This is a genomic window from Croceivirga thetidis, assembly GCF_012272815.1.
Classification (GTDB): domain Bacteria; phylum Bacteroidota; class Bacteroidia; order Flavobacteriales; family Flavobacteriaceae; genus Croceivirga; species Croceivirga thetidis.
Genome location: NZ_JAAWWL010000002.1, coordinates 1319564 through 1345812, shown reverse-complemented (window position 1 = coordinate 1345812; position 26249 = coordinate 1319564). Strand labels below are relative to the sequence as shown.

Sequence of the window (26249 nt, the reverse complement as noted above, 5' to 3'; positions counted from 1 at the left end):
TAAATTTTTAGTATCAGTTAACAAATCCTGCAGGGTTAGTGTCCCAGAATACAGGTGTATCAGGATTTGTCTTTTGAGTAATATTAATATTGTTATCTGCAGCGACTTGAGGATACCACATTGATCTTAAAAAGAGCCCTGGATCTTGAACTCTAGTTGCAGGTGTCAAATTATCGGGTTGACCGGTTCTACGATAGGCGTTATATGCATCCATTCCATTACACCAATCGGCAATCAATAACTGTTCAGCAATTATCCTGAGCTTATCAGTGTCATTACCCGAATCATATGCAGTAAGTATATCGTTTACGTGATCATTTATTTGGTCATTAGTGGCATCAAACCCGGAACCTAAGGCCAAAGAAGCACCAAAAGCGGTTACCTTGGTCATAGATTCTCTGATGCCAGCTTCTAAATATACTCTCGCATTCCCGGTTGTTCCGAGAACTAGTGCTGATTCTGCTAAAAGTAAATTCGTATTGGAAGCTAGAAGAATTGGTGAAATTCCAGCTCCAGCCAAACCTTCATTAATAGCGGCAGAACCTGAAACATTTCTAAAATCGTTGGCGTCAAATGGCCCACCAATAGGATATACGCCATGTAACGTTCTAAAAGCATCATCAGGAGGAATACCGTCATCATCCAAATGGTTTCGGCCCCAAAGGCCATCGTAACCATTAATATTTGGAACAAGGCAATAGATATCGAAATCTGCCCACCAAGCAGGTATAACAACTTCAGTAGCGCACTCCTTAGTAATTACATCAGCTCCTGAAAAATCACTTTGTTGTCTGTAGAAGTAATACCTAATTCTTGGATCAATATTGTTGTATTGATTCGCCATTAAGTTCATGTAATAATTACAGGTATAAAAATCCGAGCTTGGGCCTTGGCCATCATAATTGGCATCAAAATAAGGGTGACGACTATCAGGAGCGGCAATATTGACTCCCCATTGAAATTGAAGATCATCACTGTTACCTAGAATGAGATTACCATCTGCTATTAGGCCATTGATAACACTTGTTGATTCAGATGGATTTACAAGCCTCGACTGTACGGCAAGACGTAAACGCATGGTATTGGCAGCTTTGAGCCATTTTGACTCGTCGCCACCATAATAGAGATCATTTGTAGGAAGCGTAATTTCATCTCGATTGAGATTGGCAATGGCATCTACCAATAACTGGTCAGCTGCGGCGTAGATGGATGCCCCGGAATCAACCGCTGGATTGAAAATATTCTCCGTTCCTCGAACTGCTTCTGTATAAGGGACATCGCCAAATAAGTCTACCAATGTCGTGATTATATAGGCTTCTAAAATTTGCCCAATTGCTATGTGGGTAAATTGTCCGGCTTCTTCTGCTAATGGTGTCATCGTTCGGATATCAATAAGAGCTTCGGAATAAGCATCATCCCAAATCTGATCAAAATCCGATGGTTCATAAGACTCTCGATATGTTGGACCAAATTGGTGCTGCATTCGCACCGCTTCCATGCCGAATTGAGCCCATCCATTTTCAGCTCTCCCCTCAGTACCCGAATGTAATTTTGCCACCAATTGCTGTATGCTGTTTAAAAAGAAATCAACATCTGCTTGGTCAGGGTTCAAAAAATTAGGACTGGGAACTACATCTAAGCTGGTAGTTTCACAACCGTTAGTCAGCATAATTAATGAAGCTGCCAAAATTAGCCTTATCGACTTAAACCTTTTTTTCATATTCTTTATCATGTTTTTCATTTCTTGACGCTTTAAAAAGTTGCTCTTACTGTGAATCCATACCTTCTAGCCGAAGGACCTGTGAAAAAGTCAACACCTTGACCATTACCTACTCCGGTACTGGAGGCATTGGTATCATATCGCACATTGTCAGGAAAGTTTACCGCATCGTACCAAAGATTCTGGCCAGATACTGTAAAGGACAAATTGCCAAAAGGTGTATCCTTTAGAAGCTTTTTAGGAAGGGAATAACCCAATGAAGCTTCTTGCAATCTTATGGTAGTACCATCAAAAATGTTTATTTCATTAATGTTTCCACCAAAAAATGTATTGAAACCGTATTCGGTCGCTGTGATGGCAATATCATTTGGTGTGCCATCTGATGCCTTAACACCAGGCAATATGAATTGAGACTCGCGATCAATTGGATCATTAAAGTCAACTACCCCTCGGCCTAATAGTGCAGCAGTGGTTACAGAGTAAATATCACCGCCATGTCTGTATTGTAAATTGGCTGATAGCGTAAAGTTTTTAAATCGAATTGTTGGAATCAATGCCGCGGTCCAATCAGGATTTGGGTCACCGATTTCACTGATGGTAGGATCAAATAAATACCTACCAGCATCATTCGTAAGTCTATTTCCGTTCTCATCGCGTTGAAAGGTACTACCAAGTAAAACTCCAAACGGTCTGCCTTCAACCGCATAATTCGCTGCTTCTCCACCGATAGCGTCCGTTAGCAAAATATTGTTGGTTCCTTCAGCTAAGTCAGTTACGGTTGTTTCAATAGCTGAGAAATTACCGGCAATATTAAAACCGACTTTGTCCTCATACTCTTTGAATATGTCAAAATCAAAATCTACTTCAACACCTTCAGACTGAATCTCACCAATATTGACCGTTGTACTCTGGAATCCGGTTGAACTATCAAGTGCTCTGTTGGTAATTAAATCTGTGGTAGTTTTTTGGAAAACACTTACGTTAAGGTTAATCCTATTGAACAACCTTGTATCCAACCCTAATTCAAACTCTTCGATTCTTTCAGGTCTTAAGGTTCTATTTCCCAAAACGTTGTCAACTGTATTCGATGAGATAACATTACCATTGATATCAACCAAGTTTCTTGAATTAAGGCCAAGGACACTTCTTGTACTGAAAGGAGTAGGGAAGCCAGCTGAAGAGCCGTATCCGAAACGAAGCTTCATATAATTGAGGGCATTCCCACCCATATTCTCAAATGCAGTTGTGGGTACAAAAGAAATACTGGCCCCTGGATAGAACAGTGAATTGTTTTCAGATTCTAGGGTAGAGGACCAATCATTTCTCCCAACTGCATTTAGAAATAGAAAGTTCTTATAGGACAGGGTCAAATCAAGATACACCCCAACCAGATTCTCTTCAAAGTTTTGATTTAGATTGGCATTCCCAGTTCTAACCAAGGAATTTACAGAAGATGGTGTAGTGAAATTGAAATGTTCCAAAACACCGAAAACCAATTGTCCTTGACTTTCAATACCATCTTGTGCGTATTCGTCTCGACGACTATTGGCGCCAGCAATCGCTTTTAAATTAATGTCTTCGGTTATATCTCGGTCGGCCGTTAGAATAATATCATGATTCCAGATTGTATTTCTAACCGAGGTTGTACGTAAAACGCCCAATGGCACGCCATCAACCCCTCCTTTGTTTTGGCCATATAAGTTGAATTCGGTGTAGGTGTCAAGGCCCATACGATAAGATAAACTCATCCAATCATTGATTTGGTAGGCCAATGAAGCATTTCCTAAAAACCTGTCGGTTTGTTGGGCGGTTTTTACATTGGCGACAGTCCAATAAGGGTTTTGAATATCGTTACCCGATCTATAGTAAACGCTTCTGCCATCAGAAGCTTGAAAAGGTAGATTAGTTAAATCTACACTTCTAGGGGTATATAAGAGATCTCCAAATACCGCACCTCCGTTAAATGCGGCCCCACTTCCTGTACTTACAGCGTTTGGAGGAGATTTAAAATCAGTTCTTATAAAGTTAAATACCCCGTTGATACTTAGATTGTTTGACAATCTTCCGTTACCCCCAATACTAAAATTGTTCCTTAGTAATCTGTTACCAGGCGTTATACCTCGATCTTCAGTTCTACCATAATTCAAGTTAAAGCTTGCGTTTTCGGCCCCTGCCCTTATGTTCAAAGAAGTACTTGAAACATAACCTGTTCTAAAGAATTCTTCGACACCATTATAAGGCCGATATTCGTAAGGTTGGCCAAGTAAATCTTCGTTACCTGCAATCAATGTTTGGTCCGCTATGAAGTTATAGGGATGCAAAAGAATTGCCGTGCCTGTTGGGTTACCAGTAAATTGCGCGGCTTGAGAAATACCATCGTCATCCTGTCTGTCAAATCGCGGTCCCCAATTAGAGAAAAAATAACCAAAGCCCTGATGAAAACCCCCGCCATAATTATTTTGATAAATAGGCAATATGGCATCTGACATGAAAATGGATTGATTGAAAGTTACCTCTGTCTTGCTAACTGATTCCCCAGTCGATGCACCTTTGGTCGTAATTAAGATTACACCGTTTCTACCCCTGTTCCCATAAAGCACGGTCGCACTCAAACCTTTTAACACGCTGAGGCTTTCAATCGTATTGGGATCAATATCCAAGAATCTGCTTGATTCCGTATTACCGTCCAAGAAAGAGGTCTGGGTATTGGTGCCGGAATCTACCGGAACTCCATCAACCACAAATAGAGGTTGGTTTGATTGGGTTACCGAAGAATAGCCCCTAATAATAATATTCGTTCCGGAACCTGATAAACCATTATTTGAAGTTATGTTAACCCCAGCAACTTTACCTTGGAGCACTCGGCCGATATCTGCTTCAGGTCGTGAAGAAACTTGTTCTTCATCAACCGTTGTGACCGCATATCCGAGAGACCTTTCCTCTCGTTGAATACCTTGGGCCGTAACAACCACTTCCTGTAGGTTTTGAGCATCTTCCAACATTTGAACATCAATGATATTAGATGCAGCAATTACCCTTCTAACTGGTGTTTGTCCTAAATAGGTAAAAAGAAGGGTCTGACCTTCACTGGCACTAATGGTATAGTTGCCGTCGAAGTCAGTTTGAGTTCCATTAATGGTCCCTTCAACTACAATGTTAACGCCGGGCAAAGGGATACCATCTTGGTCTGAAACGGTACCGGTAATTGTTTTTTCTTGGGAAATACCAGCGGTGCAAACCATTAGTATTAGCCCTAATGCCCTAATCAGTTTTTTTACTTCCATAGAGTTAAAATTTGTTAGTAATTAAATGAGTCAATGCAACTGAGAAAGGCAGGCGGCAGAAGTATTCTAAATAGCTAATTCAAATAATACCACCAATGAAATTGGATTTAATGGAATCTAAATATTGAAAGTGGTAAGGCCTCTCACCGCCCAACCTTTACAATTGCGTAACAAAAGAATTCATAACAATTGTTGAAGAAGTACTTTTAAAACGGGCAGAACCAATTTGATTTTACGTCCCATGGGTGAGTACCAATTTTAACAAATTCAAGTTTCTAGCTATTTAAGCAAAAAAGTAGCCCTTGATATTTTCAAGGGCTACAAACTAAATAATCAGAACTACAATTAACTAAGCTACTTGTGTAGAGTACTGATACCTTGCTAGATTTCTAAATTCGTTTGGGCTTAAACCGGTATCTTTTTTAAAGGCAGTATAAAAACTATTCTTGCTATTAAAACCCACTTCGTACATAACCGATTTTACACTAACGAATGGGTTTTGTGCCAATAAGCTTTTGGCATCTCTAATTCGATATTCATTCAAGAATGCATAGAAGTTCTTGGAGCAATAAGAATTTAAAACTTCTGATATTTTATAACGGTCTTGTTTGATTGTTTCGGCCAATTGATTCAAATCGAGTCGATTGTTTCGGTGAAGCTGTTCTTTTTCAAAGGCCTCGAATATGAGTTCTTTAATATACTCGGCTTTTTCTGGGGTCAAACCTGACTTTTTGTATTTCTCGCTGTTTTTTCGCTCAGTTAATTCCTGATGTACTTGTTTGTTTTGATAAAACCGAAGTTGTTGAATAAATACTTTCATGACTATTGATTTTGATTGATAGTGCTATGTTACTAATTAATTAAGCCAAAAAAGGTTCGCCCGATAAGAGTTTACTTATCAATTATCGAATTTATTTTCATTTAAGAATTGACTTGGGGTCAATTGGGTTTCTTTTTTGAACGCCTTGTTAAAAGTTACCTTATTGTTGTATCCAACTTCGTAAGCCACATCAATTATATTAAGGTTTTCAGTATTTGCTAATAGTTCTTTGGCCTCTTCAATTCTATGTTTGTTCACATACTCATGAAATCCCATATTGAAGTGTTCATTAATAATTTGAGAAGTATTGTGTCTTGATGTATTTAGTTTTAATGCAACGAAATCAAGATTAATATCACTCTTGCGGTATAATTTTTCTTCGGCGAACAAGCGCGCAAGTTCAGATCTAAGTTCCTCAGAAAGACTTGCAGTGAGACCTGATTTCGAGTATTTGGTGAATAATTTATTAATGTATTCGTACTGCCCACTGAATACACCGGGCTGAACATTTGCCGCATAGCCGATGTAAACAACCATTGCCGCCATCATTAGAATTGGGGTATGGTAAAAGACACCAGAATTACTTCCTAGAATTATTGATATGCCATAGATTATATAAGTTGAGACATAAGCAATATGAATATAATAGATATTTCCTAGCCATCTTGTGGTTTTGGAATTTGAATTGGCCCTATTGATTGTTTTTAGAATTTTAAAAACAAAAAGACCATATATGGCAAGGGAAATTGTTTTAAGGACTACGATGAGAATTAGTTTTTCTGAATCACCCGGCAACAGTCCATAACGAATCCTGTTTAACATTAAGATTATTTTACTTTGCCCAGTTTTTAAGTAGACCTCTTCAAGTAAAAATAAGGTTAGAAGTAAAGTTGGTAATAAGTGTAAATAGTCAATGTGATTCAATCTTCGTCGGTGTGAAATTCGCTTAAAATAAAGAAATAGCAGAGGTCCGTAGAGAAAGGAAGACCAAGTTGACATGAGATAAGTATGGGGAAACTCAAACACGTAATTTGATAGGTTAACACTAAGGTTTAACATGAAAAGGCTATGGATAAAAACAAAAAGTGATACTAGAATTCTTGATTCCAATCCTATTTTTCTATTTCCCATCAAGACCATGACAATGTAAATGCCAATGACAGCGATGAAAAAATAAAAAACAGGCCACAGAGATATTTTAGGAAGTACTTTTTCTGAAATCAATTGAAACTCTTTGCTATTTCGTATTGATGAAAAATCTTCATTCAACAAAAAGGAAGGATTGAATTCAATTAAGAGATAATCGTGTATGTAATCAACTGACTCTTGAGGATTGTTTAATGAAGCTTCACATAATGCTAATTTTTTCAGTATTCGGGTGTTCTTAATTGCCGAATCAGAAAGGTTCTTTTTGTAAAGGGGAATCGCCTTTTTATACCTGTGAATATTATAATAATAATCAGCCCATTCTATCGAGTCTTGAAATGACAAGTTAGGGCCACTCAAGTTTTTCTTGTATGAGCCGCTATGACCCCATGCAATGAAAGCATGGAGCAATACCATTATAAAGACAATTCGCTTCAAGTATTGTCCCGTTTGTTTGATTGATGATGTAGACTTCTAACAAGGTATAAAATTGAAATAGAGGTAGCGTTAAAAAAAATTTAAAAACGGTAAGTCCCGATAAGAGTTTACCTTCTGAATGCCAAATATTTGGTAGAGGGGAAAAGGTGCGTTTTATTTTGGTTTTAGAGTTTTTTCAATAAAAAAACCGGTGAATGTCACCGGTTTTAAACTAACTAACTCAAAAAAAATGCTAACTCAAATAACTTGGTAAAAAATATTTTAGTGTGTTTGAATTTTTGTCAAAAGCACTAAGAGATTCATAAATGCCTTGTTATTATATAGTTATAACGCAGTGGATTTTTTTCTATTGTACTTTAGACAGAAATATTTCAATTACCTATCCTGAAGTGCAAAAACCTTGCGTAAAAGATCGGTTGTTCGTGAAGAATAGTTAGTCCTGATCTTATTTTCTTCAACTTCAATCATCGTAAATACCCCTTCTAAAGCCTCTTGGGTAACATAGTCGGTTAGATCGGGATTAACCTTTTTCGTAAGTGGAATTTGGTTGTATCTCGTTATAATTGAATTCCAGATTTCATCGGCACCGACCTTTTCAAATGAGGTTTTTATCACTGGATTGAATTTGGTGTAAAGGGCTTCTTCAGTTCCTTGTTGAAGGTATCTGGTTGCTGCATCTTTTTCACCTAAGAGTATGTTTTTGGCATCGTTGAAAGAGATTCCTTTAACCGCATCTACGAATATTGGAATGGCTTCACCAACAGCATCTTCTGCAGCACGATTCATAATTCTCAATCCCTCATCGGCTAGATTGCCAAGGCCGATATCACGTAAAGTTTTGTCTACTTTTTGTAATTCCTCGGGTAAAAGAATCTTGACCAATTCATTCTTGAAAAAACCTCCTTCCTTTGCTAATGAAGTTACTTGTTTTTCGATTCCAAAATCCAGTGCTTGTCGAAGTCCGGCGCCAATTTCCTGTTCACTTAGGGGCCCTCCTTGTGGCAATTGATTTACAACCTGTTGCAGTTCAGCACACGATACAAAAAGTAGAATTGAAAAGAAGATGCTTGCATTTTTCATAATTGGGGTTTTAAATACTAAAATTAAAAAATAGCCTATAGCCTAAGAAAATATGACTGTTTTGTTGTTGTAAACCATGGTTTTTCGCTCAACATGAAGATTTACCGCTCTCGAAAGCACAATTTTTTCCAAGTCTCGGCCTTTTGAAATAAAATCCTTAATGCTATGGGAATGGGATACTGGAACCACGTCTTGTTCTATAATCGGTCCGGCATCTAACTCTTCAGTAACATAATGACTAGTAGCACCAATAATCTTAACACCCCTTTTAAAAGCCGCGTGATAAGGTTTAGCGCCTGCAAATGCTGGAAGAAACGAATGGTGTATGTTGATGATTTTATTGGTAAACTTTGAAATGATATTTTCGGTCACTATTTGCATATATCTGGCGAGTACGATAAAGTCAACCTTGTGTCTATTTAGTAATTCAAGTTGTTCGTATTCCGCTTGAGCTTTGTTTTCTTTTGTTACGGGTATATGATAAAACGGTATTTCAAATTGTTCTGATATGTATCGTAGGTCATTATGATTACTCAAAATAAAAGGAATGTTAACTTTAAGTTCACCTGATTTGTATCTACTGAGTATATCATAAAGGCAATGGTTGTATTTAGAAACAAAAATGGCCATATTAGGAATTGTCTCGGGTGAATACATGCTCCAATCCATTTGATAGGGAAGGCCAATTTTAGATTCAAAATTCGCTTTGAATCTCATAGTTTCAAAATTATCCGAGGATTCAAATTCAATTCTCATGAAGAAAATACCTGCGTCTTTATCAACGTGTTGGTCGAGGTAAACAACGTTTCCACCACTTTCAAAAATGAAACTGGTTACGGCACGTATAATTCCAGCCCGGTCTTTGCAATTAATGAGAATAATATGGTTCAAATAGGTAATTTATAAATCCCTTCAAATTAAGTAAAGAATTAAACCACAAAAAAGAAAAACTTAGTGAAGAGAAATTAGCGAAGGGATTTTCGCCAAGCTTTAAAACTTCGCTTAAACGATTTTATTTCTGCTCTAAGTAGATTTACATACTCCTTTTCCTTTACCCCATCTTTCTCTAGGCCATTACAATAAGATAGTAAATTTTTCAACCTGATATTTATCAAAGACAATTGATATACCCGTTGTTCCTTCGAATCAGAAGTCAGAACTTCCGTTACCGATTTTGGAATCAGGTTGGCATCATTTACCAACGATAATGCGATTTCGTATCGTAATGGCGCAAACTTGGTCAATCGAACTAAGCTAGATTCAGTAGCAAAATAGGATGACACAGCCGTGCTTATATCACATACAGCAAGGGATTTTTGGAATATCGAAGAAGTATTAGGATTGAATCGACCCATTATGGTAAAAATACCCTATAAAATTACTTCGCTTTTAGAGTAAGACAATTTAAAAAATAAAGGATATTGCTATTTAAATTTTAATTTTGAAAGAAATAAGCGTATTTTCTTTAAATTATGGATGATCTTAATTGGAAAATTTTAGAGCAGTTACAATTAGATGCGCGAGCATCTTTTACCAGTATAGGTAAATCGGTCGGCTTAACTTCGCCTGCGGTTGCTGAAAGAGTTGCTAAAATGAAAGACAATGGTATCATCAAAGGATTTAAGACCGTTACAGAGCATCAAGAGCTTGGGTTTCAATTAAAAGCCATAATTACACTTAGGGCTTTTGTAGGGAAACTGAAACCCTTTTTAGAAAAGGTCAAAAATTTTGACGAGGTCATCAATTGTTATCGTATAACAGGAAATGAAAATATAATAATGGAAGTTGTTTTTAGAAATCAATTGCATTTGGAAGGTTTCATTGACACCTTAATTACCTATGGTGAAACCAGAACACACATTATTCTATCAAGTGTAATTTCTAACGCTCCGTTAAAAAGACCCTAAAATTTGAGAATGAAACCTATTTTTGGCTAGATTTTTGATGATATTAGTGCATGAACACTAAATTACCTTCCCTATTTTTAGTCTTATTTTTTGCGCTGCATTTTTGTAATGCACAAGAACTTATCATTAAAAAAGGAATCGTTGTTGATTCTATAAATGTCAAAGGCACCCCTGAGGAAACATTTGCTTTATTCCTTCCAGAGAATTTCGAAAATAAAGGAACCTGGCCATTGTTAGTGGTCATAGATGAAAAGGGTAGGGGCAAAAAATCATTATCAACTTTTAGTGAAGCTGGGAAGGATAAAGGTTATATAATGGCGGCCTCCAATGCAGTAAACGATTCACTCTCCATAACTGAAAATGTTCAGCGAATGGGACGGTTGTTTGCAAGTTTAAGCGCCTTGTTTCCTTTGAATAACAACAGGGTATATGTGGGCGGATTTGATGCTGGTGGTCGATTGGCAAACCTGATGCCTATTTTCTTTAAAAATTTAAACGGCGTCATATCATGTGGTGCCAATTTTAGTAATACAGAACTGGTAGATTCTAAGAACCCATTTCATTTTATTGGTATAGTGGGCTTAGAAGACTTTGATTACATAAATCTACGGGACAACGAAGCGTTTTTTAATAAACTGAAGTTTGACAACAATATCTTATTACATGAAGGTGGTAAGGTATGGCCACCGAAGCGACAACTATCTAAAGCGCTGGATTATTTGAAGTTGCGCTCAATGGCTAAAGTTTACACAGAAATGGATTCCATTTTCATTCAAGGGGTTTTGACTGAAAGTTTAAATGATGTTAAAACATTAATTAGCACTAACAAATTTTTATTAGCTCATCGTGAATTAAAAGAAATTCAAAATGCTTTTCGCGTTTTGATAAACACTGATTCTATTGAAAATGCTATTCGAGAACTAAAGCGTGATAAGAATTATAGAAGTCAAAAACGAAAGCATGAAGATGCCCTCTTTAAAGAAGTGTTCCTAAAGGAAGATTATCAGTATTATCTAGATGAGGACGTTAGGACTTTTAATTACAATAATCTAGGTTGGTGGAAATATCAAATAGAAGAACTACAGAAATTAGATAAAGGCGAGAGCATTGAACAACAAAAAATGGCGAAGCGATTAGCGGGATATGTAAACGCACTCATAGATGATGCAATCGACTTTAATCAATTAAAAGAGGAAGGAAAACAAGATGATGAAGCCCTACTTTTTCTCAACATGCTAAAAACCATTACTTCGCCAGACACCACGGATTCCTATCTGCGGGTAATTTCATTGAGTGCCAAATATGAAGATTTCGGTACTGCTATATTCTATCTTGAGGAGCTATTAAAAAAAGGGTTTACTGATAGAGATAGGTTATACAAATTATCAAATACGGCACTATTGAGAATTACCCCTGAATTTAACGAAGTTGTAGAGAAATACTTGAAATCGGCCAGGTATGAAATCAAGGAATAACGTGATAGTCCAATTTACTTAAATCCCATTCGATTACTAATCCTTTTGCCAATGATCTGGCAATTTCGGCACCATATAGATGTTCACATAAATAGAGGGCAGCTTCAAAACTTTTGGCCCCACCTGCTGAGGTAATATATTTGCCATCATGCACAAATAGTACGCTATCCTTTACTTGTAATTCGGGAAAGGTTTTTTTATACAATGCAATATCACTCGGGAATGTGGTTGAGGTAACCTTGTTTAACAATCCGGCTTTTGCAAGTACAAAGGCACCGTCACAATGAGAGGTTACAAACAATGCTTTTTCATCAACTCGTTTAACAAAATCAAGCATTATGGAATCTTTGAGGTCAGAATCAAGATGGTGCTCAGCACTCGGTACAACCAAAATATCTATCTGAGGTAATGAATCTTTAGTGTAGTCGTAATCTGGAAGTATACGTACGCCTTCAAAACTGCGAATCGGCTCAAGCGTATTCGCAACCGTAAAAGTGTTCATAGGTTTAATATTGTCACGATATTGTGTGTGTTGAAAGATATCATATGGCGCAGTAAATTCGGTATTATATACCCCTTCCATTATTAAAAAAGCCACGTTATAATGATTGGGTTTTAGGTCTGGTAGTACACGTGGAGAATTGGATTTCTGTTCTTTAACACAAGCAATCGACAATAATAAAAACGCAAGGGAAAACAGTTTTTTCATACTTTGATATTTGGAGTAAGATAGCAAAAAGCAAAAGGCCGTAATTTTGATTTATGAATCGTAAACTTTTTTTGTTGCTTTTAGTAACGTTCGCATTTTCTTGTAAAGAAGGAAAGAAGTATCATGATGAAATAGGATCAGCTGTCAATACAAATTCAAAATTGTTGAATGATATATTGGAGTTTCAAAAAGAATTAAATGCTTCTTATAAAAATCCAGAAACATCTCCATTACCAGATAGGTATCGTGCAAAATTTGAATCGTTGGACTTTTTCGAAGCAGATACCAATTATATCGTTGAGGCTAATCTAGAACTTACTCCTGATTCAAAATCATTTATGATGCCCACAACTACGGAGAGAAAGTCACTTGAGCGGGTTTATGGCATTGCCAGTTTTGTTTTAAATGGTAAGAGATTTCAATTGGAAATTTATCAGGACTTGGATTTAATGGAAGATGATGGTTTCGAAGATTATCTGTTTCTTCCTTTTTTAGACGAAACCAACGGTAATGAAACCTATGGTGGGGGGCGCTATATTGATTTGCGAATACCCGAGGGTAATACTTTGGTCATTGATTTTAACCGGGCGTATAATCCTTATTGTGTCTACAATAAAAAATACTCCTGCCCCTTGGTGCCAAGGCAAAATTATTTAACGACCAAAGTGATGGCAGGAGTACGTGATTTTAAAAAAGAATAAAAAATCCCCCAACAAACGTGTGGGGGACTTTTTGCCTATTCATATATTCAATATCGAGTTTTAATCGAAAGAGAAAATTGCAGCTATCAAGAATGAAGCTAAGCTATCTGATGGAGCACCGTCACCATCAAGGAATAGTCCGTCAGAAGAGTCCAATCTTAATTCTGGTTTGATGATTAAATTTTCTTTGGTATAACTACCAGTTAAGGTTATTGCAGTCACACCTTCAGGGTCAAAAGCATCAGCGGTTGGTTGAAAATATTCACCTCTTAAACCGATTGCAAAGCTATCAGATGTTGATAATTGAGGATAAAGGGCAACACCATAAAATCCAGTTTCAGTTTCAGAGTTATCATTGTATGCAGCATTAATCCCTAAGAAGAAGTCTTCAGAAACATCAAATCCTCCAGTGTAGTCTATTTCAAATCCAAGACCTCCCTGGCCACCTCCATCATAATAAACATTTAGATACTGACCGTAAACACCCAATTGCCCGCCTAGAGCATAAATGCCTGACGTACTGATGTCATTGGTATCCCAAGGGTTGGTGATTGCCAACATTAAACTAACATCGTCAGATAATGTGAAATCTGCCTTGGCACCAATATGTGAAAATGGTCCGTTTGAGAAAAGGTAAGATACACTGTAGTTAAAATTCGCTGCCGGAGCAATAACTTCATAACCTACCCAGGTATTGAAACGACCAACTGTTAAGGTAGTCTTGTCTGAAACATTCCAGTAAGCATACGCTTGGTTGATAACACCATTTAAGATGTCATTGTTAAAAGTTGCTTCTGTACCTCTTGGGCCAAAAACCAAGTCTACAACAGCACCTGTTGAAGCTCCTTCATAGCTTCCAATTATGTTTGCCATACCTAGGGCGAATCCAGTCTGATTTGCGAAAGAGGTTGGTGTAGCTGTCGTGCCCAGACCTGCGTCCATACCTGTTGTTCTAAAATAGCCGTCTATGCTACCACTAAGACTGAACGGTGATTTCTCTTCATCATCCTGTGCCATTGCACCGATTGTCATCATTGACAAGCTCAATAAAAGTGTTTTTTTTACGTATTTTGTAATTGTAATCGCTTTCATAATAATTACTATTAAAGCCTGCCCAAAAAACAGGCTGTTGTTTTTAAGAATTGTGTTATTGAATTGAAATGGTTACAAAACGGAGTGTTCTGCCAAACACTCCGTTTGCATTTTTAAATTTTAGTTCTCGTGTGCGTGGAAATCAGCATAAGCTTCCATACCATGTTCATGCAAATCAAGACCTTCAAGTTCTTCTTTCTCCGATACTCGAAGACCAGCAACTTTCTTGATTACGAAAAGAATTAGGAAACCAAAAACAGAACAAAAAGTAGCAGCTGCTCCAACACCAGCCAATTGAACCAAGAATTGGTCGAAACCTGCCATTGCGCCAAAGATGCCAACCGCTAAAGTTCCCCAAATACCACAAATAAGGTGTACCGCTACGGCACCAACAGGATCATCAAGTTTTAATTTATCAATAAGGGCAACACCGAATACGATGATGACACCAGCGAGTAGACCAATTATAACGGCTTCGTTTGGTGACATTTGGTCTGCACCAGCAGTGATTCCAACTAGACCACCAAGAATACCATTCAAAAACATGGTTAAATCAAAGTTCTTGTAACGAATATAGGAAGTTAGAAATGCCGATACACCACCAGCGGCAGCAGCTAAACAAGTAGTAACCAATACCAATGAAGTCAATTCTGGATCTGCAGAAAGAACTGAACCTCCATTAAATCCAAACCATCCTAACCAAAGTATCAAAACACCCGCAGCTACTAATGGTAGATTGTGTCCTGGTATCGCTTTTGGTTTTCCATCTTCGCCAAATTTTCCGATACGAGCTCCCAAAAGGTAGATTGCAATTAAAGCACCCCAACCACCAACAGAGTGAACAAGTGTAGAACCGGCAAAATCGTAGAAACCTTCAGCCTCACCATAAGCTAATGAAGAAAGGAATCCTCCGCCCCATTGCCAAGAGCCGACTATTGGGTATACGAATCCTACGTATAACAGAGTAAATACCATGAACGCCCCAAGTTTGATACGTTCAGCAACAGCTCCTGAGACAATAGTGGCCGCAGTTGCGGCAAACATTCCTTGAAATAGGAAATCTGTCCAATAGGTATAGCCTTCATTATATGTTAAATCAAGAGTACCTGCTTCATTCAGAGGAGCGGGTAAACCAAAACCTGCAAATCCAATAAATCCATTAAAGTCTCCTGGGTACATAAGGTTAAATCCACCTATGTAGTACAATAGCAATCCTACTGTAATAATGAATACGTTTTTAAATAAAATATTGACCGTGTTTTTTTGTCTGGTCAGTCCAATCTCTAAAAAAGAGAATCCTAGATGCATGAAGAATACCAAAGCGGTACAAACCATCATCCATACGTTATTTGCTGTAAATAATCCTGCTTCCATAATCAAATAAATTGTAGTTGGTTAATTGTTTAGTTGATACCTGCGTGACCGCTTTCTTTGGTTCGTATTCTGTACGCTTCTGTTACTTCTGATACAAAGATTTTACCATCTCCGACGTTTCCAGTTACAGCATTGTCTAAAATGCACTCAACTGTACGGTCCAAGAATTCATCAGAAACCACAATTGATAAGTAGCGTCTTTGAATGTCTGTAGTACTATATGAAATACCACGATAAACATGACCTTGTTTTTCATTACCAACCCCAGTTACATCCCAGTAACTGAAGAAATTAACCTCAATTTGATGAAGGGCTTTTTTCACCTCATCAAATTTTGATTTTCGAATAATTGCCTCGACTTTTTTCATGATTAAATAATTGTTTGAAGTGCCAAATATATGTTAAGGCGAATACTAACCTAATTTTTTTACACCTAACAGGACCACTTTTTAGGTATATTCAAAATAGCCCCCCTTTTTTTTAGGGGTAGTCAAAAAAAACCTTACTTATTTTAAATTTTGATTATCAAAATATCAGGGAAAGTAATTTTTGGTTACAATTATTTAACCTATAAACGAAGTTTGATGCAGTTTGTCTAATGCAGGGCTAAAAACTAGAGACTTTTTGAAAAATATAGGCCTAAGGCAACCGAAATGATTCCAACAATCACACTAAGTCCTAAATAGAGGGAGAATGCCATCAGGTTTCCGGCCTTTAGTAAATCGTATTTTTCAAAAGCAAAGGTTGAAAAAGTAGTAAAACCTCCACAAAAGCCGGTAGCCAATAATAAGGAAGTTGAAGGTGAAATAATATCTTCCTTACTTCCAAGACCAAGTAATAACCCTATTAACAGGCACCCTATAATATTTACCAAGAAAGTTCCTAGGTAGAAATGATTTAAAATGGGATTGAGCCTAATTGAAATTAAATATCGAAGCGCACTGCCGAGTCCGCCCCCTATAAAGACAAGAATTACTTGTTTCATACCCTAAAGGTATAAACTAAACCGCTTTTTTGTATTCGTTTTCAGAGGCTTGACGAGGGAAAAGTTTTGTTATTGAGCCTTCTGAAGCTTTCTGAATAGTCTTATTCAGAGAGGTTTGTGAGCTACTAGTGGTGAAAACCAATAGCACAACATTGATGACAAGTAGCGTTATTAAAATGCCAAAGAAAAAGGTCATTTACTGATGGTTATTTCTTAGGAAACAAAATTACATTTTTTCCAATCTTTATCGACGAATGGTCGTAAAATGTTGTGAAACAGGCAATTTTTGTGGTATAGGTAAGATTTATGTCAATTTTTTAGCAAACCCTTGACGAGGAAAAGGAAAATTATAAAAATGACAAAAGATACAAGTACCCACTTAGCACCTTTGTAATTCTTTTGATGGAGTTTAGTATCCTTTTTGTAGGCAAATACTATAATTAGTACAAATGCGATGACAAAAAGTAGTGCAAAAATAAGTTGACCTGTGCTGAACATAATTTTGTAGGTTTAGCACAAATAACCGAAAAAATGCAAGAAAAAATTGATGCAGTAGCAGAATTTCACAAAGCCTTTGGACTTGGCATATTAAATGAACCAAAGGCTGATTTGGGCAAGGACAAAATTCTTTTACGTTACAAGCTCATGCGAGAAGAGAATGAGGAATATTTGGAAGCTGCTGAAAATGGTGATTTAGTTGAAGTTGCCGATGCCTTGGGCGATATGTTGTATATATTATGTGGAACCATTCTCGAACATGGTATGCAACATAAGATCGAACAGGTTTTTAATGAGATACAACGAAGCAATATGAGCAAACTTGGAGCCGATGGCAAACCAATTTACCGAGAAGATGGTAAAGTATTAAAAGGACCAAATTATTTTAAGCCTAAAATTGGGCAAATACTTGATAGTTAAACCTTAAACCTCCACCCAAAAGGGTCTTCGACTTTATTGTATTGAATATCGGTAATTCTCTTTTTAAGACGTTTGGCAAAACTATTTTCTAATTCAGGAAGCTCGTAATCCTTGCCTTGATAACCAAACCCGGCGATGGGTGAGACCACGGCAGCCGTTCCGGCACCAAATAATTCTTTTAAGGAACCATTCTGAGCAGCATCAACAACTTCAGATACCTTTACCTTTCTAACTTCTGTTTGAATGCCTTCTGCTTTGGCCAATTCCAGAATACTTTTTCGGGTAATGCCATCCAATATCCTATCGTTTGTTGGAGCCGTCAACAAGGTATCGTTAATTCGTACAAATATGTTCATTGCTCCTGCTTCCTCTATAAATTCATGGGTGTTGTCGTCGGTCCAAATAACTTGTTGGTACCCTTTTTCAACAGCAAGTTTTGTTGGGTAAAACTGTGCGGCGTAATTACCACCAGCCTTAGCATAACCAACACCACCATTGGCTGCTCTTGCAAACTTCTCTTCAATCAAAACTTTTACTTTACCGCCGAAATAGGGCCCAGATGGGGCGAGGCAGATTAAAAAAGTATAACGGTCAGCGGGTGAGGCATGAAACCCAACTCCTGAAGCAAACATGAAGGGCCTAATATATAAAGAGCTTCCTTCGGTAGTTGGAATCCAATCTTTTTCCAATTGTAAAAGGGCTGTGAGACCTTCCATAAAATATTCCTTTGGTAATTCTGGCATGGCCATTCTTGACGCAGATATATTCAATCGTGCATGATTATCTTCTGGTCGAAACAGCCAAGCTTGACCATCTTCATCTTTGTAGGCTTTCATACCTTCAAATATGGATTGTCCGTAATGAAATATTTTGGAGGCCGGGTCGAGACTTAGGTTGGCATAAGGCTTAATTTTGGGTCTTTCCCAATCACCATCAACGTATTCGCAGACCAACATGTGATCGGTATAGATACTACCAAATGGTAGGTTGTCAAAATCTACAGAACCTATTTTTGAGCTTGATGATTTTTCAATCGATATGTTGTTCACTAAAGTCTCCATAATTGAAATTTGAAGAATAAAAATAGCCATTTCCGCCTAGTTTTAGTCGGTCTTTGTAATTTTACAATAGCTTATTGTTAATAGAAAAACGTTTTTTCAGAATTATGAAACATTTTAACATAGTTGTTCGATTATTTGTTGTTTTTCTACTTTTTAGTTGCCACTTGAAAGGACAGCAACTTGAAGGTAAATTTTACGGAGACTCTTTTGAGGCTAAAATGGTAGCCACAAAGTCTGACAAACTACAAGTGTTAACCAAGAAAGATTCAATTTCCCTTCAGTTAGAGGGTAAAATAGTAGAGGTATGCCAAGCTAAAGGTTGTTGGATGAAGGTAGATTTAACGGATGGTGAGCAGGTCTTCGTGCGTTTTAAAGATTACGGCTTTTTTGTCCCTACAGATTCTGCAGAAAAATCAACGGTATTAAATGGGATAGCGTTTATTGAAGAAATGTCGGTTGAAGACCAAAAACATTACGCTGCGGATAAGGGAGCGACAGAGGAAGAACTTGCTCGAATCACCGAACCCAAAAAAACATTCCGTTTCGAGGCGGATGGCGTGCTTATTAAAAGTAAGTGAAACGAAAAATCATAGTAACTGGCGATGGTTCCAAGACCATTCAGCTTGAAGATTGGAACGAGCAATACCATTCAAAACATGGCGCAATTCAGGAAGCCTACCATGTTTTTATCAAAAACGGATTAGATAGATTAAAGAAAAAAGAAATATCCATTCTTGAAATTGGTTTTGGTACCGGTTTAAACGCTATAATCACATTCATAGAAAGTCAGAAATCAGGTAAAACTATTGACTATACGGGTATTGAGGCATTTCCGGTAACCTTAAGGGAGGTACAGCAATTAAATTATACGGAGGCTTTGAATTCTCATGAAAAAATGCCAGTCTTCCAAGAAATGCATGCCTGTGAATGGTCAAAAACCGTTAAAATTTCAGCTGACTTCTGCCTGACAAAGTACAAAATGAAGATTGAGGATGTTTTGTTCAATAGTAAGTTCGACCTAATTTACTTTGACGCATTCGGCCCTCGGGTACAACCCGAATTGTGGACTGAAGAAATCTTTTCGAAAATGTATGTTTCGCTAAAACCCAAAGGATGGCTTACTACCTATTCAGCTAAAGGTGCGGTGAGAAGGGCTTTGCAGTCTGTTGGCTTTTTGGTTGAGCGAACTGAAGGGCCACCAGGAAAGCGCGAAATGCTTGTCGCCCAAAAACACTGACTACTTATCAAAAGCTTGTTAAAACAAGACTTCAATTAAGTCTTAAATTGTGCTAAAGATCAAACAATACTGTTAAACCTTTTATAAGGGGTAAGTATCAGATTGTTAACCCCTTACATTTGCTTAAATTTTGCGGAATGAAAGTATTGATTACCGGGGCCACCGGTCTGGTTGGAAAGCAATTGACAAAAGATTTACTCGAGAAAGGCTACAGTGTCAACTATCTCACAACGAATAAATCAAAAATTGAAAACAAATCAAATTTCCAAGGGTTTTTTTGGGATCCTTCAGTGGGTGAGATTGATTCTAATTGTTTTGAAGATGTCTCGGTCATCATAAACTTGGCGGGCGCCAGTATAGCCAAAAGGTGGACTTCAGAATATAAAAAGCTTGTCCTTAACAGTAGGGTCGATTCCCTAAACACCCTGAATGAGGGATTGGAAAAATCGGGAAACAAAGGGATAATTTCCTTTATTTCGGCCTCTGCAATCGGAATTTATCCGAATTCAAATACCACCTTCTATGATGAAGACTATACTAAAATTGATGACAGCTTCTTGGGTGAAGTGGTTCAAGCTTGGGAAAATGCAGCAGACCAATTTTTAAATCAAGGATTCAGTGTAGCCAAAGTTAGAATTGGTTTGGTTCTTTCTAACGACGGTGGAGCATTACCACAAATAGCACAACCTATCCAGAATTACACTGGCGCTGCATTGGGTAGTGGCGAGCAGTGGCAATCTTGGATACATATTAAAGACCTTTCGCAGATATTCATACATATTTTCGAAAATGGCTTGAATGGGATTTTTAATGGCGTTGCACCCAACCCTGTTACCAATAATAAATTGACAAAGGCTATTGCTGAAATATTAAAGCGGCCACTTGTGCTGCCTAATGTGCCTAGATTTGTTCTTAAAATGATATTTGGTGAGATGGCTTATGTTCTATTGGCTAGTCAGCGCGTGAGCAGTAAAAAAATTGAAAACGAAGGATTTGTTTTTACATTTACCAATATCACCAATGCGTTGGAATCCTTTTACATTGAAGATTTTGATAAGGAAGTTTCAAATGCATATACAGAAAACAACTTTATTTAGATTTTACCAATAACGACACCCTTAAATCCGCCATTGGCGGATTTTTTTATTTCTAAAATGACATTTTGACATTTTAACAGAATTGGCAATACTTTTGCCAACTTAAAACGAATTCAAATTTTAAAGCGGCCATGGGCAAAAAAAATACGTCCAAAGACATATTGGAAGAGGAGAAAAAAGATCTTGAACAACTCGAAACACAATCTGACGATACAAACGAAAAAGAAGAAGGAACTAAGGATGATGATTTAACCGAGGAAGACAAGTTAAAGGAAGAGTTGGCCAAAGAAAAAGACAAGTTCTTGCGACTTTTTGCAGAATTTGAAAATTTTAAAAAGCGAACATCTAAAGAACGAATGGATTTGTTCAAAACCGCTGGCCAAGATATCATGGTTTCCCTTTTGCCAGTATTGGATGATTTTGATCGTGCGCTCAATGAAATTTCGAAATCCGAGGACAAAGAACTTTTCAAGGGTGTTGAATTGATCAGTAATAAATTTAGAGACACGCTCAGAAACAAAGGCTTAGAACAAGTTGAGGTAAAAGCTGGTGACACTTTTGATGCTGAAATTCATGAAGCGGTTACCCAAATTCCTGCTCCAGAAGAAAAAATGAAGGGAAAGATTATTGACGTAATCGAAAAAGGTTTTAAGCTAGGTGAACGAATTATCAGGCACCCTAAAGTGGTTGTTGGTAACTAAATCTAAAAGATGAAAGAAGATTATTACGACATTCTGGGTGTTTCAAAAAGTGCTACTGCAGCAGAAATAAAAAAGGCATACAGAAAGAAAGCACTGGAATACCATCCTGATAAAAATCCTGGTGATGCCAAAGCTGAAGAAATGTTCAAAAAAGCAGCGGAGGCCTATGAAGTTCTAAGTGATTCCAACAAGAAGGCTAAATACGACCAATACGGCCATGCAGCATTCGAAGGTGGAGGCTTTGGAGGTGGAGGCATGAATATGGACGACATCTTCAGCCAATTCGGTGATATTTTTGGTAGTGCATTTGGCGGTGGTTTTGGAGGATTTGGTGGTTTTGGCGGTGGTCAAAGAAGGGTTAAGGGAAGCAACCTAAGAATTCGTGTTAAGCTTAATTTGGAAGAGGTTGCCAATGGGGTCGAAAAAAAGATAAAAGTTAAACGAAAAGTACAAGCTGACGGGGTTACCTATAAGACTTGCCCTACATGTAATGGTTCAGGTCAAGTAACCAAAATTGCCAATACCATATTAGGTAGAATGCAAACAGCGACCACATGTACCACCTGTGGTGGTGCAGGGCAAATAATTGATAAAAAACCTTCAGGTGCTGATGCCCAAGGTCTAATTGCTGTCGAAGAAACGGTTTCCGTTAAAATACCAGCGGGGGTAGAAGACGGTATGCAACTCAAAGTATCAGGAAAAGGAAATGGCGCACCTGGTAACGGTATTGCAGGCGACCTATTGGTGGCTATTGAAACTATTGAGCATCCTACTTTAAAGCGTGAAGGAGACAATCTTCATTACGATTTGTATATCAGCTTTTCTGAGGCCGTACTTGGCAGTTCAAAGGAAATTGATGCAATTGGTGGTAAAGTGAGAATAAAATTAGAATCTGGAATTCAATCTGGAAAAATCTTGCGCTTGCGTGGAAAGGGAATATCTAGCTTAAACGGTTATGGAAGTGGGGATTTGTTGGTTCACGTAAATGTTTGGACTCCAAAGGAATTGAACAAAGAACAACGCGAATTCTTTGAAAAAATGCAGAACGATGAGAATTTTGAACCCAATCCAGCTAAGTCTGATAAGTCTTTTTTTGAAAAGGTAAAAGATATGTTCTCATAAGTAAAATCTATTTTGTTTAACGAAAAAGTGTATATTTGGAGCTGATACTGTTTAAGTATCTAATTTTCTTTTTCATAGCAATTTTTTTCCCATCCTTAATCCTTTTAAGGGTGGGTTTTGTTTTTTATACCATTGCCTCAGAGTAAATCTGAATACTACAACTGGCCTTCATAGCTAATGTTTATATGTATCTTTGATTAAATCGATTCTTTTTTATGGAGCATATTCTTGCTGCCGAGGGGGTAACCAAGAAATTTGTGGGTCATGTAGCGTTGGACAATATTTCATTATCCATCCCAAAAAACTGCATTTACGGGCTTCTAGGGCCAAATGGTGCTGGTAAAACCACATTTATTCGCATTATTAATCAAATCACGCACCCGGATTCGGGTTCTATTTTATTTGATGGTCGTAAGCTCGAACCTGAAGATGTAGCCCAGATTGGTTATTTACCTGAAGAAAGGGGACTTTACAAGAGTATGAAAGTGGGCGAACAAGCCATGTACCTTGCCCAATTGAAAGGGTTGTCAAAGGCCGAAGCCAAATCAAGATTGAAAATGTGGTTTGAAAAACTGGAAATTGGAGATTGGTGGAACAAGAAAATCCAAGAGCTCTCAAAAGGAATGGCTCAGAAAATCCAATTTATTGTCACCGTTTTACATGAACCTAAGCTCCTAATTTTTGACGAACCATTTAGTGGATTTGATCCAATAAACGCCAACCGAATTAAAGAAGAAATTCAAGAATTAAAGGATAAAGGAACTTCAATAATTTTTTCTACCCATCGTATGGAATCTGTAGAAGAGCTTTGTGACCACATTGCATTGCTGAATAATGCAAAAAAGGTTTTGGATGGTAAATTAAAAGATATCAAGAAAGCCTACAAGAACAATATTTACAACATTTCGGTTCAATTAAATGGTAATGCCAATGATGTATTAAAGGAAATTACTTCAAACTACAATGTCAAGACTTCCGAATATAGCACAGCTGAGCATTTAATGGACCTCCAGATTCAATTGCCGAATAATGATACCCGATCAATTTTGTCTACGTTGTCCTCAAAAGGAAACATTGTTCATTTTGAAGAAACCGTTCCTTCGGTCAGTGATATTTTTATAAAAGCAGTGGGAGAGGCCAGTTAGATGAAAAAACTGAAACTAATAATAAAGCGGGAGTATTTGGCTAAGGTAAGGAATAGGTCATTTGTTATAATGACTTTTCTAAGTCCTGTACTAATGGTTGGTATGGTTGTTTTGATTGCCTACTTGACCAAACTAAATGACAGTGAAAAAAGGGTTATTGCGGTATTAAATGAAAGCGAATTCTTTTCTGAATCATTTAACCCTCGCGAGACACTTTCTTTTTTGCAATTCGAGAACATTGACCTAAAGACCGCTAAAGATTCTACGAATTCTTCAGGTTTTTACGGATTACTTCATATACCTTCTTATGAAAATTTAGAGACCGTTGCTGATAGTACAGTATTCTATTCGGTAGACAGTCCAATAAGTGAAGTATTGTCGAAAGTAGAGTCGGTCTTTGAAATCCGACTTAGGGAACACCGATTACAATCACTTGGGTTGAGCAAAGAAGAGTTCACTCAAATACAACAAGATTATACAGTGAGTTTGGCCACATTTGAAGGTGAACGAAATCTAATGGACCTGAATATTATCAGGGCTTTGGTTGGTGGTGGTTTTGGATATCTCATCATGATGTTCATCATAATTTATGGAGGTTTTGTGATGAGAAGTGTTATTGAGGAAAAAACGACACGAATAATAGAGGTTATCATATCATCTGTAAAACCTTTTCAACTGATGTTGGGAAAGATTATAGGCACTTCTTTGGCAGGAGTTACTCAATTTACCATTTGGGTGGTTGCTGCCGGCATTTTATTGGTTATTGCCCTTGCTATTTTTGGTATTGATCCAATGATTCTGCTCGATCGTTCAAATATCAAGGCCATGACAGCAGGTGCCGCTCGCGATTTTTCGCCAGACGATTTTGAGAAAATAAAATCAGTAGGTCGTGAGATACTCCGTATACCATGGTTTACGTTGATTGCCTCTTTTTTAATTTACTTCGTTTTGGGTTACTTGATTTATAGCTCAATATACGCTGCAATTGGGGCTGCAGTTGATAACGAAACAGATACTCAACAGTTCATTTTTCCAATTATATTACCCTTAATGTTAGCGATTTATGTCGGATTCTTTTCTGTTTTTAGTAATCCGCACGGTCCAATTGCTGTTGGTTTCTCTTTGTTTCCATTAACCTCTCCAATTGTAATGTTAATGCGATTGCCAGGTGGTATTGGAGCTGGTGGGGTCCCAATTTGGCAATTTGTACTATCTATCGCTCTTTTAGTAGTTACATTTATGGCCATTGTATGGCTAGCCGCTAAAATTTATCGTGTTGGAATTCTGATGTATGGCAAAAAGCCTTCATACAAGGAGCTTTACAAATGGCTGAAATATTAAGGTTTTGATACAGGATAAAACACAAGAAATAAAAGAAATCATTGAAGAGGATATCTGGGGGACGATTCTTGATTTTCTTAATCTTGGATTTCATATTCCAGCGGGTGAAGGTTACATACATTTGACAATAGGCCTATTGCTGCTATTGATTGTTGCCTTTTTGGTCACTTCACTTTTAATGAAATGGCTCCGGAAATTTTTGACCCGAAAAATGGAGAATGAAGACAAACTTAAATTCATAAGTGTCTTCAAATTCATCAAATACGTTGTTTACATGGTCGTCATTTTATTGACCATGAATGCAGCTGGTATCAATGTTACGGTAATTCTTACTGCTTCGGCTGCACTTTTTGTCGGTTTGGGTCTTGCGCTGCAAGAGCTATTTCAAGATATCATTGGGGGTATAATGATAATTATCGACAAGTCTTTACATGTAGGTGATATCGTAGAGGTAGATGGTAAAGTAGGAAAGGTTTTTGAAATTAAACTTCGAACGACACGTGCTATAACAAGAGATGATAAGGTAATAATTATTCCAAACCATAAATTTATAAGCGACATTGTATATAATTACACACAGAACCATAGGACAACCAGGGAGTCGGTAAAAGTTGGTGTTGCTTATGGTAGTGATGTCGAATTGGTTTCAGATTTGTTGATTGAGTCAGTGGTTGAGCAGCAAGGTGTTCTCAAAAATCCAAAGCCTTTTGTACTTTTTGAGGACTTTGGAGATTCAGCATTATTGTTTTCAGTGCAATTCTTTACCAATGAGAGCTTTAGGGATCCTAGAATAAAAAGTGATATAAGATTTAAAATAGATAAGAAATTCAGGGAAAATAACGTTACAATTCCGTTCCCGCAGCGCGATGTACATCTGTTTCAGCAAAAATCATAAT

General features: G+C 37.4%; 26 protein-coding genes. 12 read left to right on the top strand and 14 right to left on the bottom strand.

Annotation, left to right across the window (positions count from 1 at the left end):
- Positions 1-13 precede the first annotated feature (13 nt).
- From HCU67_RS13715 to HCU67_RS13685, 7 genes are all read right to left on the bottom strand, one after another.
- Positions 14-1720, bottom strand: a complete 1707-nt coding sequence (locus HCU67_RS13715) for a SusD/RagB family nutrient-binding outer membrane lipoprotein (protein ID WP_168553164.1) — start codon at positions 1718-1720, stop codon at positions 14-16.
- A 32-nt stretch (positions 1721-1752) separates the two neighbouring features.
- Positions 1753-4962, bottom strand: a complete 3210-nt coding sequence (locus tag HCU67_RS13710) for a SusC/RagA family TonB-linked outer membrane protein (RefSeq protein WP_428047538.1) — start codon at positions 4960-4962, stop codon at positions 1753-1755.
- Between the two features lie 391 nt (positions 4963-5353).
- Positions 5354-5824, bottom strand: coding sequence for a helix-turn-helix domain-containing protein (locus HCU67_RS13705; protein ID WP_168553162.1), 471 nt, complete (start codon positions 5822-5824; stop codon positions 5354-5356).
- Positions 5825-5902: 78 nt separating this feature from the next.
- A complete protein-coding gene (locus tag HCU67_RS13700; protein ID WP_246865788.1) occupies positions 5903-7408 on the bottom strand; it encodes a helix-turn-helix domain-containing protein in 1506 nt (501 codons plus the stop codon).
- 375 nt (positions 7409-7783) lie between these two features.
- A complete protein-coding gene (locus tag HCU67_RS13695) occupies positions 7784-8488 on the bottom strand; it encodes a DUF4197 domain-containing protein (RefSeq protein ID WP_168553161.1) in 705 nt (234 codons plus the stop codon).
- Between the two features lie 42 nt (positions 8489-8530).
- Positions 8531-9379, bottom strand: a complete 849-nt coding sequence (gene purU, locus HCU67_RS13690; RefSeq protein WP_168553160.1) for a formyltetrahydrofolate deformylase — start codon at positions 9377-9379, stop codon at positions 8531-8533.
- 74 nt (positions 9380-9453) lie between these two features.
- Complete coding sequence (locus HCU67_RS13685) at positions 9454-9771, bottom strand: hypothetical protein (RefSeq protein ID WP_345890716.1); 318 nt, start codon at positions 9769-9771, stop codon at positions 9454-9456.
- A 189-nt stretch (positions 9772-9960) separates the two neighbouring features.
- Between HCU67_RS13685 and HCU67_RS13680 the strand changes: the two genes are divergently transcribed.
- Together HCU67_RS13680 and HCU67_RS13675 are read left to right on the top strand one after the other, a co-directional pair.
- Entirely contained in the window at positions 9961-10395 is a 435-nt protein-coding gene (locus tag HCU67_RS13680) for an Lrp/AsnC family transcriptional regulator (protein WP_168553158.1), read from the top strand.
- A gap of 50 nt (positions 10396-10445) precedes the next feature.
- Positions 10446-11870: an alpha/beta hydrolase gene (locus tag HCU67_RS13675; protein ID WP_168553157.1), complete on the top strand. Its 1425-nt coding sequence runs from the start codon at positions 10446-10448 to the stop codon at positions 11868-11870.
- Here HCU67_RS13675 and HCU67_RS13670 read toward each other — a convergent pair.
- A complete protein-coding gene (locus HCU67_RS13670) occupies positions 11860-12579 on the bottom strand; it encodes a DJ-1/PfpI family protein (RefSeq protein ID WP_168553156.1) in 720 nt (239 codons plus the stop codon). The two genes, HCU67_RS13675 and HCU67_RS13670, sit on opposite strands and share 11 nt — an antisense overlap.
- 53 nt (positions 12580-12632) lie before the next feature.
- Here HCU67_RS13670 and HCU67_RS13665 point away from each other — a divergent pair, with 53 nt between their 5' ends.
- The gene (locus tag HCU67_RS13665; RefSeq protein WP_168553155.1) at positions 12633-13280 is read left to right on the top strand and encodes a DUF1684 domain-containing protein; all 648 of its coding nucleotides are present in this window, start codon (positions 12633-12635) and stop codon (positions 13278-13280) included.
- 60 nt (positions 13281-13340) lie between these two features.
- On the opposite strand, the gene HCU67_RS13660 is transcribed toward HCU67_RS13665, so the two are convergent.
- The 5 genes from HCU67_RS13660 to HCU67_RS13640 all read right to left on the bottom strand — a co-directional run bounded on the left by HCU67_RS13660 (position 13341) and on the right by HCU67_RS13640 (position 16927).
- Entirely contained in the window at positions 13341-14372 is a 1032-nt protein-coding gene (locus HCU67_RS13660; RefSeq protein ID WP_168553154.1) for an outer membrane beta-barrel protein, read from the bottom strand.
- Positions 14373-14492: 120 nt separating this feature from the next.
- Positions 14493-15746: an ammonium transporter gene (locus HCU67_RS13655; RefSeq protein WP_168553153.1), complete on the bottom strand. Its 1254-nt coding sequence runs from the start codon at positions 15744-15746 to the stop codon at positions 14493-14495.
- A 29-nt stretch (positions 15747-15775) separates the two neighbouring features.
- Complete coding sequence (locus HCU67_RS13650) at positions 15776-16114, bottom strand: P-II family nitrogen regulator (RefSeq protein WP_168553152.1); 339 nt, start codon at positions 16112-16114, stop codon at positions 15776-15778.
- A 245-nt stretch (positions 16115-16359) separates the two neighbouring features.
- Complete coding sequence (gene crcB / locus HCU67_RS13645; protein ID WP_168553151.1) at positions 16360-16731, bottom strand: fluoride efflux transporter CrcB; 372 nt, start codon at positions 16729-16731, stop codon at positions 16360-16362.
- Positions 16732-16747: 16 nt separating this feature from the next.
- On the bottom strand, positions 16748-16927 hold the full coding sequence (locus tag HCU67_RS13640) for a hypothetical protein (RefSeq protein WP_168553150.1): 180 nt from the start codon (positions 16925-16927) through the stop codon (positions 16748-16750).
- Between the two features lie 335 nt (positions 16928-17262).
- Here HCU67_RS13640 and HCU67_RS13635 point away from each other — a divergent pair, with 335 nt between their 5' ends.
- Positions 17263-17649, top strand: coding sequence for a pyrophosphohydrolase domain-containing protein (locus HCU67_RS13635; protein WP_168553149.1), 387 nt, complete (start codon positions 17263-17265; stop codon positions 17647-17649).
- Here HCU67_RS13635 and HCU67_RS13630 read toward each other — a convergent pair.
- Positions 17646-18710 carry a branched-chain amino acid aminotransferase gene (locus HCU67_RS13630; protein ID WP_168553533.1) on the bottom strand — a complete coding sequence of 355 codons (1065 nt, stop codon included), beginning with the start codon at positions 18708-18710 and terminating at the stop codon, positions 17646-17648. The two genes, HCU67_RS13635 and HCU67_RS13630, sit on opposite strands and share 4 nt — an antisense overlap.
- Positions 18711-18814: 104 nt before the next feature.
- Here HCU67_RS13630 and HCU67_RS13625 point away from each other — a divergent pair, with 104 nt between their 5' ends.
- The 8 genes from HCU67_RS13625 (at position 18815) to HCU67_RS13590 (ending at position 26248) form a co-directional block, all read left to right on the top strand.
- Complete coding sequence (locus HCU67_RS13625) at positions 18815-19288, top strand: DUF4920 domain-containing protein (protein ID WP_168553148.1); 474 nt, start codon at positions 18815-18817, stop codon at positions 19286-19288.
- Positions 19285-19947 carry a tRNA (5-methylaminomethyl-2-thiouridine)(34)-methyltransferase MnmC2 gene (gene mnmC2 / locus HCU67_RS13620; protein WP_168553147.1) on the top strand — a complete coding sequence of 221 codons (663 nt, stop codon included), beginning with the start codon at positions 19285-19287 and terminating at the stop codon, positions 19945-19947. Before HCU67_RS13625 ends, mnmC2 begins: the two co-directional genes overlap by 4 nt.
- 137 nt (positions 19948-20084) lie before the next feature.
- On the top strand, positions 20085-21044 hold the full coding sequence (locus HCU67_RS13615; protein ID WP_168553146.1) for a TIGR01777 family oxidoreductase: 960 nt from the start codon (positions 20085-20087) through the stop codon (positions 21042-21044).
- Positions 21045-21175: 131 nt separating this feature from the next.
- A complete protein-coding gene (locus tag HCU67_RS13610; RefSeq protein ID WP_168553145.1) occupies positions 21176-21745 on the top strand; it encodes a nucleotide exchange factor GrpE in 570 nt (189 codons plus the stop codon).
- A gap of 9 nt (positions 21746-21754) precedes the next feature.
- On the top strand, positions 21755-22867 hold the full coding sequence (gene dnaJ / locus HCU67_RS13605; protein ID WP_168553144.1) for a molecular chaperone DnaJ: 1113 nt from the start codon (positions 21755-21757) through the stop codon (positions 22865-22867).
- 215 nt (positions 22868-23082) lie between these two features.
- Positions 23083-24012, top strand: a complete 930-nt coding sequence (locus HCU67_RS13600; protein WP_168553143.1) for an ABC transporter ATP-binding protein — start codon at positions 23083-23085, stop codon at positions 24010-24012.
- Entirely contained in the window at positions 24013-25353 is a 1341-nt protein-coding gene (locus HCU67_RS13595) for an ABC transporter permease (RefSeq protein ID WP_168553142.1), read from the top strand. It begins immediately after the preceding gene.
- 7 nt (positions 25354-25360) lie between these two features.
- On the top strand, positions 25361-26248 hold the full coding sequence (locus tag HCU67_RS13590) for a mechanosensitive ion channel domain-containing protein (protein WP_168553532.1): 888 nt from the start codon (positions 25361-25363) through the stop codon (positions 26246-26248).
- The last annotated feature ends 1 nt before the right edge of the window (position 26249 follow it).